Here is a 13559-nt window from a genome sequence, read left to right as displayed (position 1 = left end):
ATTAGGAAAGGGAACTACTTTTGCTCGCAGACGTGCTCGTCGAACGCCGGCGGACGGGCCCGCAGAGAACCCCGTGGCACTTTCCGGGCATACACGGTGTAAGGCACCGCCGAGGCCCGGGGGTAGCTCATGTTTACCGCATCGTCGCCCTGCCCGACCACCGGCTTCACCGGCTGGCAGGCCACCAGCAGCTCAAAACTGTCACCGACGGTGGCCACCCGGGCGGACGGGTCTTCCGGGTTGACCGCCAGGCAGGCGCCGGGGGCCATGGCAGGTACCTGCACCACCCGCCGGTCCTGGCCAGCGTCGCCACAGGCGCGAATGCCGTCGCCGCAGGCACCGGCGTTTTCCTGGCTGGCATCCCGCAGCCGCCAGACCCGCTCGCTGCACTGGGTTTCCACCTTCATGGACGTGGCCTGGTCCTGCTGGACCCACCAGCCGGGGTATTCTGCGGTATCCCAGGACACCCTCACCTGGCGCACATCGCCCTGGCTGTTTTCCGCCGGAAACATGGCGTAGTGGGTGTAATAGCTGGCGCAGCCGGACAGCAGCGCCGGAATCAACAGAAAGGTCCATCGAACGGATTGCATCGCATCAGTCCTTCGAGCGTGTCTTGCGGGAATCGCGGGCCGGTCAGTCGTTGGCGAACTGGAGCCCGTAGCCATCGTTGGTTTTGCGCACCACCACCATGTCGAGCACGGGCGCCGGCACCGGCAGGCCCTGCACCTGAACCGTCACCGGATCGCCGATGGTCGGTTCGAACGGGGCCTCGTCCACCACCACAAAAATGCCGCCGTCCGAGATGTCCCGGGTGGAGAACACGAACTCGCCCTGGGTGTGGTGCACCACTTTCACCTTGGCACTCATCGCGGTGCGGATGTGTTCTCGTCGATCGTCTACTGCCATGAACGGACTTCCGGAAAGTTAAAGGCTCAGCCGGGAGTGCACATCCCGAACCACAAAGCGCCCGTGGAACAGCGCGACCGGGTCCGCTGTGGGCTCCGGCGTGGGCTCGCCAAGGTACACCGTTACGTTCAGGTCCAGCCGGCCCTTGCCGTGGCGCGCCAGGCTCTTGCGGAACCGTTCGGGAATCTCATCCCCCGGCAGCCGGCAGAGCGCGTAAAAATCGGTGGTCACCGGCTCGCGGTAGTCTATGGTGCCGTTCTGCACGACCACGGAGCCTTTCAGGCCAAGATCCGCCAGCGCGAGTTCCGTGAGCCCCCAGGCGGCGGTGACCGCCACCGAGTAGACGCTGCCGCCAAACCCGGTGCCCTGGTGGTTCTGGTTTGGCGCCAGCGGTGCGGACACCACCAGCACCCGGCCATCCCAATGGTTCAGCCGCACCCCGAGTGCGCGGGTGAGCGGGATGTCCTCGTGAATGCGTTTTTCAAACAGGGCCAACTGCGTCATACCTTCCTCCTGACACCCTGAGTCTAGGCCTGGCCCGGATGAAACCCTATGCGACTAACGTCGGGCCGGTGCCGCCCACACGAGCGGCACCGGCCCGGTAACGGCTTACTGCCAGATCACCGGCTGCTTCTTGGCGTACCACTGGTCCACCTGGCCCTGGTAGGCGTCTTCCACCACGTTGCGCTTGAGCTTCAGCGTGGGGGTCAGGAAGCTGTTCTCGATGGACCATTCATCGCTGACTACGGTAATGAAGGCCAACTGCTCGTGGGGGTCGACGGTCTTGTTCACTTCCTGGATCAGGCTCTTGAAGCTCAGCTCCAGATCCTTCCGGAACGCTTCGTCTGCCAGCTTGGGCCGCGCTTCCTCCCCCAGCATCACCAGCGCGTGGGGCTGGGTCTGGTTGGCACCGGACACGCACACCATTTCGATGGCGCTGTGGGCCATCAGGCGGTTCTCGATGGGCGCCGGGGCCACGTACTTGCCCTTGCTGGTCTTGAAGATTTCCTTGATGCGGCCGGTCAGCTTCAGGCGGCCCATCTCGTCGATCTCGCCCTTATCGCCGGTGCGCAGGTAGCCGTCCTCGGTGAACGCTTCCTTGGTTTTCTCCTCGTCCTTGAAGTACCCCATCATGGTGGCCGGGCTCTTGATCAGTACTTCGCCCTGCTCGCTGATTTTCACATCCACGCCCGGCAGCGCCTCACCCACGTAGCCGGTGCGGCTGCGGCCCGGCTTGTTCATGTGGGAATAGGCGAAGTTCTCGGACATGCCGTAGCCCTCGAGCAGCTCCAGGCCCAGGCTCCGGTACCAATCGAGCACATCGTGGGACAGGGGCGCGGAGCCGCTGCCGGCCAGCTTGACCTTGTCCAGGCCCAGGGCCTTGAGCACCTTCTTCTTGATCACCCGGTTGAGCACCGGAATCTTCAGCAGGCGGTCGAGTTTCTTCTTGGGCATCTTCTGCAGCACGCCGTGCTGGAACTTCACCCACAGGCGCGGCACGGACAGGAACAGGGTCGGCTGGGCCCGCTGCAGGTCCTGCACGAAGGTATCGAGGGACTCGGCGAAGAACAGCTGGAAACCGGAGTACAGGGAGCCCAGCTCCACAAAGGTACGTTCGAACACGTGGGCCAGCGGCAGGTAGGACAGCATGCGCTCGTTCGGGCCCACGCCCAGGGTCTGGATACCGCCGGCGGCGGCGAACGCCATGTTGCCGAAGCTGAGCATCACGCCCTTGGGCCGGCCGGTGCTGCCGGAGGTGTACACAATGGTGGCCAGCTCGTCCGGGGCGCGGTGGGTGTTCTCGGCCAGCGGCGGGTACTTGCTGATGATGTCGTCCCAGGATTCGAAATCGTTGGGCGGGCTCAGCGGATAGGCAATGCAGCGCAGGGACTCGGGAACGCCCGGTTTCATCATGTCCCAGTCGTCCAGCTTGCCTACGAACAGCACTTCGCAACCGGAGTGCTCGAGAATATAGCTGACGGTATCGGCATTCAGGGTGGGATAAAGCGGCACGGAGACGTGGCCGGCCATCCAGATGGCCCAGTCAGTCATGATCCAGTGGGCGCAGTTCTTGGAGATCAGGCCGATACGGCTGCCTTCCGGCAAATTCAGGGATTTCAGATAGGCCGCCATGCGGCGGGCTTCGTCCACGGCGCGGCCCCAGGTGTATTCCACCACCTTGCCGTCGCCAATCGGTTGGGTCATGTAAAGCGCGTTCGCCTTGGCCTTTTCCCAGTGATAGACCATTTCCAGCGGGAGCGTGGTTACGTTGTCCATGGACCTTCCTTGTTTTTCGTTATGATCGTCGTTACGTGTTGTGATCGTTATAACTTGCAGCCTGTCGCTGTCGTGTTTTTATAGGCATCATTATTAGACTTTCGTAGGGTATTGCAACACAGGTTTGGGGTCAAAACGTGATAGACTCACGCTCTTTCGCGATCCCGACCACCCACCACTATCCCCTGACACACTTGGAGACGGGTTACATGGCCACCACGAGATTCCGGACCCTGAATACCCCCTTTGGCAAGACACTGCGCACCGTCCTCGGCGCCTCCCTTCTGGGCACCTCCCTGCTGGCCGCCAGCGGCCTGGCCCAGGCACAGGATATGAAAACCGTCGCCATCACCCAGATTGTAGAGCACCCGGCGCTGGATGCCGTGTACCAGGGCATCAAGGACGAACTTGCCGATGAAGGCTTCAAGGAAGGCGAGAACCTCAAGGTGATGCACGAAAGCGCCCAGGGCAACCAGGCCATCGCCGCGCAGATCGCCCGCAAGTTCGTCGGCGATCAGCCGGACGTGATCGTGGCCATCGCCACCCCGTCCGCCCAGACCGTGGCCGCCGCCGCCCACGACATTCCCGTGGTGTTCTCCGCCGTCACCGATCCGGTCGGCGCCAAGCTGGTCAAAAGCCTGGACAAGCCCGGCGCCAACATCACCGGCGTCAGCGACATGCTGCCCATCGACAAGCACCTGGATATGCTGCAGCGGGTCATGCCCAACGCCAAGCGCATCGGCACCGTGTACAACCCGGGTGAGGCCAACGCCGTGTCCCTGGTGAACCTGCTGGACGAGCGCCTGAAAGCCCGGGGCCTGACCCTGGAAAAGGCCGCCGCCACCAAGACCTCCGAAGTGCTGGGCGCCGCCCGCTCCCTGGTGGGCAAGGTGGACGCCATCTACCTGACCACCGACAACACCGTGATCAGCGCCGCCGAAGCGGTAATCTCCGTGGGTGAGCGCGCGGACATCCCCGTGTTCGCCGCCGACACCGCCACCGTCGAGCGCGGCGCCGTTGCCGCCCTGGGCTTCAACTACTACAACCACGGCCGCCAGACCGGCAAGATGGTCGCCCGTATCCTCAACGGTGCCAGCACCGCCGACATGCCGGTGGAAACCATGGACCAGCTCGACCTGTACGTAAACCCGGCCGCTGCCAAGGAAATGGGCATTACCCTGTCGGACGATCTTATCAAGGACGCCAAAGAAGTCGTCAAAAACGACAAGTAACGTTCCACCTCAACGGGCGGGCTCCACAAGGGCCCGCCCGTTGTTCGTCACAGTGAAAACACCCCATGCTCAGTGAAATCGCCTTTTTCGGCGCCCTGGAGACCGGCCTGATCTACGGCCTCGTCGCCTTCGCCATCTACCTCTCGTTCCGCGTTCTCGATTTTCCCGACCTCACCGTGGACGGCAGCTTCCCCCTGGGTGCCGCCGTGGCCGCGGTGCTGATCATCCACGGCTGGAACCCCTGGATTGCCACCGGCGCCGCCATCCTCGCCGGCATGGCCGCCGGGGCCGTCACCGCCCTGCTCAACGTCAAGCTGAAGATCCTCAACCTGCTGGCGTCCATCCTCACCATGATTGCCCTGTACTCGGTGAACCTGCGGGTGATGGGCCGGCCGAACATCGCGCTGCTGTCCGAAGACACGGTGCTCACGCCCTGGTACGACCTGGGCCTGGCCTACCACCAAGTGCCCGTGCTGCTGTTCAGCATCGTGATTGTAGTGGCGCTGGTGCTGCTGTGGCGCTTCATGAAATCCGAAACCGGCCTGGCCATGCGCGCCACCGGTGCCAACCCTCGCATGGCCCGGGCCCAGGGCATCGCTACCGGCGGCATGATTGTGCTCGGCGTGGCGCTCTCCAACGGCCTGGTGGGCCTGGCGGGCGCCCTGTTCGCTCAGAGCCAGGGCGCCGCCGACGTCACCATGGGCGTGGGTGTGATTGTGATCGGCCTGGCCTCGCTGATCGGCGGTGAAGCCATCGTGACGCCCTCCACCGTGTTCCGGGCCCTGATTGCCTGTGTGGTGGGCGCCATCCTGTACCGCCTGGCCATTGCCTTCGCCCTGAACGCGGACGTGCTCGGCCTGCAGGCCCAGGACCTGAACCTGATCACCGCCGTGCTGGTGACCCTGGCCATCGTACTGCCGGGGGTGCGCACCAACATCGCCGCCAAATTCTCCCGAAACAAGGCCTGAGGAGTCCCCATGATCAGCGCAAACGACCTGAGACTGACCTTCGGCAAGGGGACGCCGCTGGAAAACCCGGCCCTGCGGGGCATGAGCCTGACGGTGAACCAGGGCGAGTTCGTCACCGTGATCGGCAGTAACGGCGCCGGCAAGTCCACCTTCCTGAACGCCCTCTCCGGCGAGGTGCTGGTGGACAGCGGGCAGATCCTGATCGACAACCAGGACGTCACCCGCCTGCCCACCCACAAGCGCGCCGCCCGGGTGGCCCGGGTGTTCCAGGACCCGCTCGCGGGCACCTGCGAGACCCTCTCCATTGAGGAGAACCTCGCCCTGGCCATCAAGCGCGGCCAGCGCCGTGGGCTGACCAGTGCGGTGAAACGGCAGTACCTGGACCGGTTCCGCGAGAGCCTCTCCTCCCTCAACCTGGGCCTGGAAAACCGCCTCGGGGACAAAATGGGCCTGCTCTCCGGCGGCCAGCGCCAGGCGGTGAGCCTGCTGATGGCCAGCCTCACGCCCTCCAGCATCCTGCTGCTGGACGAACACACCGCCGCCCTGGACCCGAAGACCGCGGCCTTCGTGCTGGAGCTGACCACCCAGATCATCGCCGAGCAGAAGCTCACCGCGCTGATGGTCACCCACAGCATGAAGCAGGCGCTGGACGTGGGCGACCGCACGGTAATGCTGCACCAGGGCCAGGTGGTGTTCGACATTGCCGGCAAGGAGCGGGAAGGGCTGGAAGTGAAAGACCTGCTGGGCCTGTTCGAGAAACAGCGCGGCCTGGAAGTGGACGACGACAGCTTGCTGCTGGGCTAACTGCCCTGCCCGGCCATTCGGCCAAAAAAAACGGCGGAGCCAGACCGGCTCCGCCGTTTTTGTTTGCCTCACACCAACGATCAGTGACCGTAGATGCGCATCGCCGTGTTGGTGATGGCCAGGTTGTCCATGGCAATGGAGCCAATGGACGTGCCGCCCACCAGAACACCGCCGATGCGGATGTCCGCCGTGAACGACTGCAGATCCACTGCCAGGCTATCCACACCCGCCGCGTTCGGCGCCTTGTAGATATCCATGTTCACCTCGGCGAAGAGGTCCAGCGGCTGCGGAGCGGACAGATCGTAATCCGCGCCGGTGAGCTGGAAGTCCCGCACGCCGATGGCCAGGAACGGCACATCAAAGTCCATATCGTCGATGGCGAACGACGACTTGAAGTTCAGCTTGTCCGTGGCGGTGTCCACCCGGATGGTGCCGGAGCCGATCAGCGCGTCCATCTTGAAGTTATCCAGGATGGTCGTGCTGCCGCCGGTACCCACCAGGTTCCACGCGCCCGTGGCCACAGTGAAATCCACCGCGCCGAACGCCATCGGCAGGATGTTGATGATGGCATCGCCGTCGTTGGCGATGTCGATGTTGATGCGCAGGTTGTCAATCCGATCCGTCGGTGCCTGCCCGGTGAGGTTGAAGCCCAGCTCGGAGAAGTAATCGTTCCGGTTACCACCACCCACGAAGATGTCGTTCACTTCCAGTGAACCCTCATCGGTGTAGATAAAACGGTCGATGTTCACCTTGGTTTCCAGCTCAATGGTCACACCGGCCTGGCCGGTGATGTTCCCCATTGCGGCTTCATCCAGGCTCTGGATTTCGGCCATGGCCGCAGGCGGCGCGCCTGCAACACACAGCGCCAGCAAAGAAGGTTTCAGGCCTTTCATTGGTTTGTCCCTTATTATCGTTGTGTCGTGGTGATCACATCCTGTGGGCCACTGCCGTACTACGACGCCACTGCTCTACTGTAACGACAGGTCGCAGGGAGATACGTGCAGGCATCACAAAATAACTTGCACAAACAAACTATTGACCGCGCGGCGAACCTACCCCGTCCCGCCCCACCCCAAAACCGGGCCCGATTTGCCGGAATCCGCCAACCCCGCACTAATGGCGGCCTCCCGCCGAAGCAACCCCTCACCCATTGATTTTCTCTGCCGCAAGCCGGGCTTCAATAGTGTTCTCTCGACTTCACAGAACACTATATCCTGTTATACTCCTGCGAAAACAAGCCCACATGTAGTGGTTAAGGATTCACCAGCGGCACCGCCGGCCAAGCCCGCCGTGGCGCCGCCGGACCGCAGATTTACCGGGGTATGGTGCATGCGACAGCACCATCAAAACGCGACATACTGAATACATCGAGGGTGGCAATGAACGCGAAGGCACAGGCAGTGATCACAACAATTCCGATGCAGGAAGCCTCACTGGACATCTGGAGCAGCAAGTACCAGCTCAAGACCAAAACGGGCGAACCGGTCGACAAGGACATCGAAGCCACCTACGAGCGCGTGGCCCGCGCCCTGGCGGAAGTCGAGAAGAAAAGCGTCCGCGACAAGTACATGAAGGAATTCCTGTGGGCGCTGCAGAACGGCGCCATTCCCGCCGGCCGCATCACCTCCAACGCCGGCGCGGAAGCCCACAAGCCTGCCACCTCCACCATCAACTGCACCGTGTCCGGCACCGTGCAGGACTCCATGAACGACATCCTGGAGAAAAACCACGAAGCCGGCCTGACCCTCAAGGCCGGCTGCGGCATCGGTTATGAATTCTCCACCCTGCGCCCCCGGGGTGCCTACGTGGCCGGCGCCGGCGCCACCACCTCCGGCCCGCTGTCGTTCATGGATATCTTCGATCGCATGTGCTTCACCGTGTCCTCCGCCGGTGGCCGCCGTGGCGCCCAGATGGCCACCTTCGACGTGCACCACCCGGACGTGATCGAGTTCATCCAGGCCAAGCGGGAAGACGGCCGCCTGCGCCAGTTCAACCTGTCCCTGCTGATCACCGAAGACTTCATTGAAGCCGTTCGCAACGGCGACGACTGGCACCTGTCGTTCCCGGTTACCGAGAAGGAAGCCGAAGACGAAGGCCTGGACCTCTCCGACAGCACCCGCTTCCTGTACCGGGATTTCCCCGTGCAGAAAGGCTACGTGGTGAACGACGAAGGCAAAGTCGCCTGCCGCATCTACAAGACGGTGAAAGCCCAGTTCATCTGGGACACCATCATGACCAGCACCTACGACTACGCCGAACCGGGCTTCATCCTGATCGACAAGGTCAACCAGATGAACAACAACTGGTTCTGCGAAGACATCCGCGCCACCAACCCCTGCGGCGAGCAGCCCCTGCCCCCATACGGCAGTTGCCTGCTGGGCTCCGTGAACCTCACCAAGTTCGTTGAATACCCGTTTACCGAGAAGGCCAGCTTCAACTACGAGAAGTACCGCAAGGTGGTGGCCACCTTCACCCGCATGCTGGACAACGTGGTGGAAATCAACGGCCTGCCCCTGGCCGAGCAGCGCCATGAAATCACCACCAAGCGCCGCCACGGCATGGGCATTCTGGGCCTGGGCTCCACCCTCGCCATGCTGCGCATGCCCTACGGCTCCGACGAGTCCGTGAAGTTCACCGAGGAAGTGGTGCGCGAAATGGCCGTGGAAGGCTGGCGCCAGTCCCTCGCCCTGGCCGAAGAAAAAGGCCCGGCGCCGATCATGGACCAGGAATTCGAGATTACCCCCAAGATGATGAGCAAGTGCCCGCGCCTGGCCGAAGACGGCATCAAGGTGGGCGACAAGCTCAAGGGCAAGGTGCTGCACGCCAAGTACAGCCGCTACATGAACCGCATTGCCGAAGTGGAGCCGGAGCTGGTGGCCCAGCTGGCCGAGAAAGGTGGCCGCTTCACCCACCACACCTCCATCGCGCCCACCGGCACCATCAGCCTGTCCCTGGCCAACAACGCCAGCAACGGCATTGAGCCGAGCTTCTCGCACCACTACGCCCGCAACATCATCCGGGAAGGCCGCAAGACCAAAGAAAAAGTGGACGTGTTCAGCTTCGAGCTGCTGGCCTACCGCCACCTGGTGAACGCCGGCGCCATGCCCTTCTCCGAAGACGAAGACAAGAAGCTGCCGAGCTACTTCACCACCTCCGACGACGTGACCCCGGACCAGCACGTGGACATCCAGGCCGCGGCCCAGAAGTGGGTGGATTCCTCCATCTCCAAGACCGCCAACGTGCCCACGGACTTCGCCTACAAGGACTTCAAGAACATCTACCTGTACGCCTACGACAAGGGCCTGAAGGGCTGCACCACCTTCCGCTTTAACCCGGAAGCCTTCCAGGGCGTACTGGTAAAAGAGAAAGACCTTGAGAACACCCTTTACGAATTCACCCTGGACGACGGCAGCAAGGTCACCCTCAAGGGCAACGAACAGGTCGAGTACGACGGCGAAACCCACACCGCCGCCAACCTGTTCGACGCGCTCAAAGAAGGCACCTACGGCAAATACTGATCCGGGAACCGACACACAGGAACACAACCATGACCGTTAAAATTGATCATAAAATCGTCGGCTACCGCGTGAAGAAAGCCGACACCGAACAAGCGGCACCGGCGGCCGCCCCGGTGGAAGCCAAGCCCGTTCGCATGAACGAAACCATCGAGCGGCCGGACTTTCTGCTAGGCACCACCTACAAGATCAAACCGCCGGTGGCCGAGCACGCCATGTACATCACGATCAACGACATCGTGTTGAACGAAGGCACCGACCATGAAAGCCGGCAGCCGTACGAGGTGTTCATCAACTCCAAGTCCATGGAACACTTCCAGTGGGTCATCGCCCTCACCCGCGTTATCTCTGCGGTATTCCGCAAAGGCGGCGACGTGACCTTCCTGGTGGAAGAGCTGCGCAGCGTGTACGACCCCAACGGCGGCTACTTCAAGAAAGGCGGCGTGTTCATGCCCTCCCTGGTGGCCGAAATCGGCGCCGTGATCGAGAAGCACCTGAAGGCCATCGGCCTGCTGGAAAGCGACGAGATGAGCGAAACCACCAAGCGCATCCTCGCCGAAAAACGCGCCGAGTTTGAGGCCAGCCAGAAAGCCGCCACCAACGACGAAAGCGCCAGCGAGTACCCCGCCAACGCCACCATGTGCGCCAAGTGCAGCACCAAGGCGGTGATTGTGATGGACGGCTGTGCGACCTGCTTGTCCTGTGGGGACAGCAAGTGCGGTTGAGGTAGTGACCGCTGAGTGAGGAAGGCCTGGCTGCGGGAGTGGCTGGGCCTTTTTTGTTTTGGGAGAAAGTGATCGCGGTGATCAGAAAGGGTGGGATATTTGGGTAGGTGGGCGTTTTGATCGTTTTTGCAGGTGGTTTTTTTGAGCTTTTGGTTTAAAGGCTTGAATTAGCACCGCTTTACGCTACTTTCTTATATGGTAATTTTTAAATTCGATCAGAGAAAATGATCGGAATGACCTATATACAAGCTGTTAAGCACTGAAAGCCCTGCAAATTTGTTCGTCGGGAGCCTATCTGTTGAAAGTTAGGGAGATGAGTGAGTCCAAGCGATTGGAGTTAATAGCTGAGGCCGTTCGCTATTGTCAGCGAGTTAGCGCAATGGGTATGCCTGCCTCAGCCTTTTCTAAAGCACTGCGAGAGCCCATCCACTTTTTGTGGGAGCGAAGAGCTGGATCGAAAGCTGCGGCTGCACATTATCGTTCAAGATCTGCGGTGGGCCTATCATTTGGGAAAGGAAAGCTGGTTTATGATCATGCGGTGCCATTCATTTATCTTCAGCGGCATTTACTCGCATTGGAAACTGTCGATGAGCCTTCAATTCGCGCTTTGCTACAGCAGCTTAACCTGATAGCGCTCATCACCAAGGATGAAGACCAGATGCTCAAATCGGCTGGTTTGAATAAGAGCATGCCACAGGATTGGGATGGTAAAGACCCGCTGGCGCGATATCGAGAAATGGGAATCGAGCTTATATCAAACCGAGAAGCTGTAAATGCTTAACAAGTCATTCCAGTTCGTTACAGCCCTAAAGGGCCTCCACCGGACCGCCTTTTCTCCGCTTCGCTACGCAAAGGCCGCCGCTGAATATTGGCGTTAGCCAATACACAAATTAAGGAGAAAACCAACAATATATGGATCACATACTCAATCAACTCGTTTTACCCGATAGGTACGAGCGTCTCCGCGACCACCTTGGCGATGACATTGCCAATCTACTTGTGCAGCCAGCTGACTCCAATATTGAAACGCTGAGGGTGCTGTCTGACGAGATCAAGACACGGAAAGAGGGAGTTTTGGTCCCTCTCAGCGGACAAACTGGGGTTGGCAAGACTACTTTTGCAATGAACGCTGCACAATGGGTTCCAGGCGAATTTACCCAGTCGCTTCAGTACGAAGGTGAACTTGATTTTGACTCCCTAAATCGCGCAGTTAAGGAATTTTCTAAATCGTTGCCAGCCGATAACGCTAGGATAATTCCAATCAATATTGATCATCGTGAAAATAATCCACCTTCTGACGCAGAACTGGCTGCTATTAAGCGGTTTTTGCGTACAAATGCTGCAGGAGTTCCGGTAGTCGTCTTTTGGCCAGAAACAGACCCTGAAACGGCTAACACTCTTTCTGACAGGTACGTGGGAATCGCGGGTGAGGCTTCTGTAGACCTACCTGTGGTTTGCGAGGGTCCGGCACATGATATGTGGAGAGAAATTGCGCGTCATACGCTCTCTCTTTGCAACGATCTTCCTCACCTTGAGGAGCTCGGTGTCGATCCTGAAGACTACGAGCCACAAAGGTTTCGGTCCCTCGGTGATTTTCTAAGAAGAATTTCGCGAGACTTCAACAAACGAATTCAAGCGCTTCGATCAGAGTTAGAAGTTCCGGTCTCTGTCACTATCGTCTTCGTGAGCCAAAGCGCTGATCCGGGCGTGCTAACCCAGATCACCTCCTCCGCAAAATACGGACTTTTAGATGGTCATTCACTTATTTCAGTAACCCCGCAAAGTGTTATCGGTAAGTGGTGGGATCAGAGAAGAGGATTATTGACCAGAACTATCGTTCAGCTTAGTGCATCAGCACTTTGCTTACCTCCCACCACAGCAGCATCATGTATCAGAAACTTTTCTAGTGAGATGTCTCTTTTTGACGAAGCAGGTTATCGGCGGTATGGCCCAGCCCGAGGTGTGCGAGATTTTTTGCGAAGCGATCTAGGTAAGTTTCTTACAAACTCGCCAATGTCCCGTTTTGAAGCGCGAGGCACTCCGGGCGACGAAGCTACAGCCGCATTCCAACTGCTCGCAGAGTCAGGTTTTAATCTAGGTAAAGACAAGAACCTGAATGGAGTAATGGCCATCGGTATTGATCACCTTCTTCATGATTCTGAGATCCCTTTTGAAAGAGTTACTGCAGAAGAGAAGCTTTCATTTTGTCCCTTGATACCCGATAACGCCGTTTATTTTGAGAACCGAGTCCAGTGCGTGGAATACACTTGGAGAAAGAGCGATTTCCTTTCATCAAATTACCGCTCAACAGTGGCTCAGTATATTTTGGAGAAGTTAAAAAATTATGCCCGAGAGCTTGGCTGGACCAACGACTGATGCTGGCCTAACAAACTCAGGCACAGCGACGGCTACTGCATTGCGGCTTCGCCTCCATTCTGTAGCCGCGCGTGCTGAGTGGCGTTACCTTTCCTGAGGAGATATGGTGGAAGCTAATTATTGGCAGTACTACCTCTCGTTTGAGGAGGACATTGATCGGCTCTTTCGGTATATAGAACCCTCTGAACAGAACTTTTCCGTTTATTCGGTAGAGCTTACACGCTTGTACTTGGCCATATGTTCCGAAATTGATGTACTTCTAAAAGCGTACTGCAAGCTTCTCGACGCTGGCTCTAATCCCTCAAGAATCAACGAATATGCTGAAGTGATCGTTTCGTCAAAGAAGGGGCTTTGTTCGCAAACCGTGAATTTCCAGAGATTTGGGCTCTCAATGACGCCATTTTCCGAATGGGAGCAGCTATCTACGCCAGATTGGTGGAAAAAACATAATGGCGTGAAACACAATCGCGGCGTCAATTTCAGGGACGCCAATCTAGGCAATGTCCTAAATGCCTTTACAGCATTGTATTTGTTAAATCTTTATTATTATCACGAACGAAGCGCGATCGAACTTCGGAAGCAAGGTTTCTTCGAGCCTATAGAGGAAACGGCAGCATCACTGAAATCGCGTTTAGATGTACTTAAAATAGACAGTGTCTGGCTCAATGTTCTGGCAAGGTAACAAGTGACTGTGGTGTCAATTCCATAAATTAAGCCATTTCACCCCGCCATGATTCCTGGTTTTTGATCATGGTA

General features: G+C 59.0%; 13 protein-coding genes. 8 read left to right on the top strand and 5 right to left on the bottom strand.

Annotation, left to right across the window (positions count from 1 at the left end; genetic code table 11):
* Positions 1 to 14: 14 nt before the first annotated feature.
* The 4 genes from V3388_RS13750 to V3388_RS13735 all read right to left on the bottom strand — a co-directional run bounded on the left by V3388_RS13750 (position 15) and on the right by V3388_RS13735 (position 3183).
* Positions 15 to 590, bottom strand: a complete 576-nt coding sequence (locus V3388_RS13750; protein WP_336368151.1) for a hypothetical protein — start codon at positions 588 to 590, stop codon at positions 15 to 17.
* A 43-nt stretch (positions 591 to 633) separates the two neighbouring features.
* Positions 634 to 906: a PilZ domain-containing protein gene (locus tag V3388_RS13745; RefSeq protein ID WP_336368150.1), complete on the bottom strand. Its 273-nt coding sequence runs from the start codon at positions 904 to 906 to the stop codon at positions 634 to 636.
* An 18-nt stretch (positions 907 to 924) separates the two neighbouring features.
* Complete coding sequence (locus V3388_RS13740; protein WP_336368149.1) at positions 925 to 1410, bottom strand: thioesterase domain-containing protein; 486 nt, start codon at positions 1408 to 1410, stop codon at positions 925 to 927.
* Between the two features lie 105 nt (positions 1411 to 1515).
* Entirely contained in the window at positions 1516 to 3183 is a 1668-nt protein-coding gene (locus V3388_RS13735) for an AMP-binding protein (RefSeq protein ID WP_336368148.1), read from the bottom strand.
* Positions 3184 to 3392: 209 nt separating this feature from the next.
* On the opposite strand from V3388_RS13735, the gene V3388_RS13730 reads away from it, so the two are divergent.
* The 3 genes from V3388_RS13730 to V3388_RS13720 all read left to right on the top strand — a co-directional run bounded on the left by V3388_RS13730 (position 3393) and on the right by V3388_RS13720 (position 6187).
* A complete protein-coding gene (locus V3388_RS13730; RefSeq protein ID WP_336368147.1) occupies positions 3393 to 4415 on the top strand; it encodes an ABC transporter substrate-binding protein in 1023 nt (340 codons plus the stop codon).
* A 65-nt stretch (positions 4416 to 4480) separates the two neighbouring features.
* The gene (locus V3388_RS13725; protein ID WP_336368146.1) at positions 4481 to 5383 is read left to right on the top strand and encodes an ABC transporter permease; all 903 of its coding nucleotides are present in this window, start codon (positions 4481 to 4483) and stop codon (positions 5381 to 5383) included.
* 9 nt (positions 5384 to 5392) lie between these two features.
* On the top strand, positions 5393 to 6187 hold the full coding sequence (locus V3388_RS13720) for an ABC transporter ATP-binding protein (RefSeq protein WP_336368145.1): 795 nt from the start codon (positions 5393 to 5395) through the stop codon (positions 6185 to 6187).
* Positions 6188 to 6267: 80 nt separating this feature from the next.
* Here V3388_RS13720 and V3388_RS13715 read toward each other — a convergent pair whose 3' ends face one another.
* Positions 6268 to 7080 carry a DUF6160 family protein gene (locus V3388_RS13715; RefSeq protein ID WP_336368144.1) on the bottom strand — a complete coding sequence of 271 codons (813 nt, stop codon included), beginning with the start codon at positions 7078 to 7080 and terminating at the stop codon, positions 6268 to 6270.
* Between the two features lie 486 nt (positions 7081 to 7566).
* Here V3388_RS13715 and V3388_RS13710 point away from each other — a divergent pair, with 486 nt between their 5' ends.
* The 5 genes from V3388_RS13710 to V3388_RS13690 all read left to right on the top strand — a co-directional run bounded on the left by V3388_RS13710 (position 7567) and on the right by V3388_RS13690 (position 13485).
* The gene (locus V3388_RS13710; protein WP_336368143.1) at positions 7567 to 9705 is read left to right on the top strand and encodes an adenosylcobalamin-dependent ribonucleoside-diphosphate reductase; all 2139 of its coding nucleotides are present in this window, start codon (positions 7567 to 7569) and stop codon (positions 9703 to 9705) included.
* A gap of 29 nt (positions 9706 to 9734) precedes the next feature.
* On the top strand, positions 9735 to 10427 hold the full coding sequence (locus V3388_RS13705; protein WP_336368142.1) for a TSCPD domain-containing protein: 693 nt from the start codon (positions 9735 to 9737) through the stop codon (positions 10425 to 10427).
* 379 nt (positions 10428 to 10806) lie between these two features.
* Positions 10807 to 11208: a hypothetical protein gene (locus tag V3388_RS13700; protein WP_336368141.1), complete on the top strand. Its 402-nt coding sequence runs from the start codon at positions 10807 to 10809 to the stop codon at positions 11206 to 11208.
* Between the two features lie 131 nt (positions 11209 to 11339).
* Positions 11340 to 12803, top strand: a complete 1464-nt coding sequence (locus tag V3388_RS13695) for a hypothetical protein (RefSeq protein WP_336368140.1) — start codon at positions 11340 to 11342, stop codon at positions 12801 to 12803.
* A gap of 106 nt (positions 12804 to 12909) precedes the next feature.
* Entirely contained in the window at positions 12910 to 13485 is a 576-nt protein-coding gene (locus V3388_RS13690) for a hypothetical protein (RefSeq protein ID WP_336368139.1), read from the top strand.
* Positions 13486 to 13559: the final 74 nt, after the last annotated feature.

Origin of the sequence: Marinobacter sp. C2H3 (assembly GCF_037080155.1) — a bacterium.
Classification (GTDB): domain Bacteria; phylum Pseudomonadota; class Gammaproteobacteria; order Pseudomonadales; family Oleiphilaceae; genus Marinobacter.
Note: the sequence above shows the minus strand (reverse complement) of the source record. Positions and strands in the feature narration are given on the sequence as shown.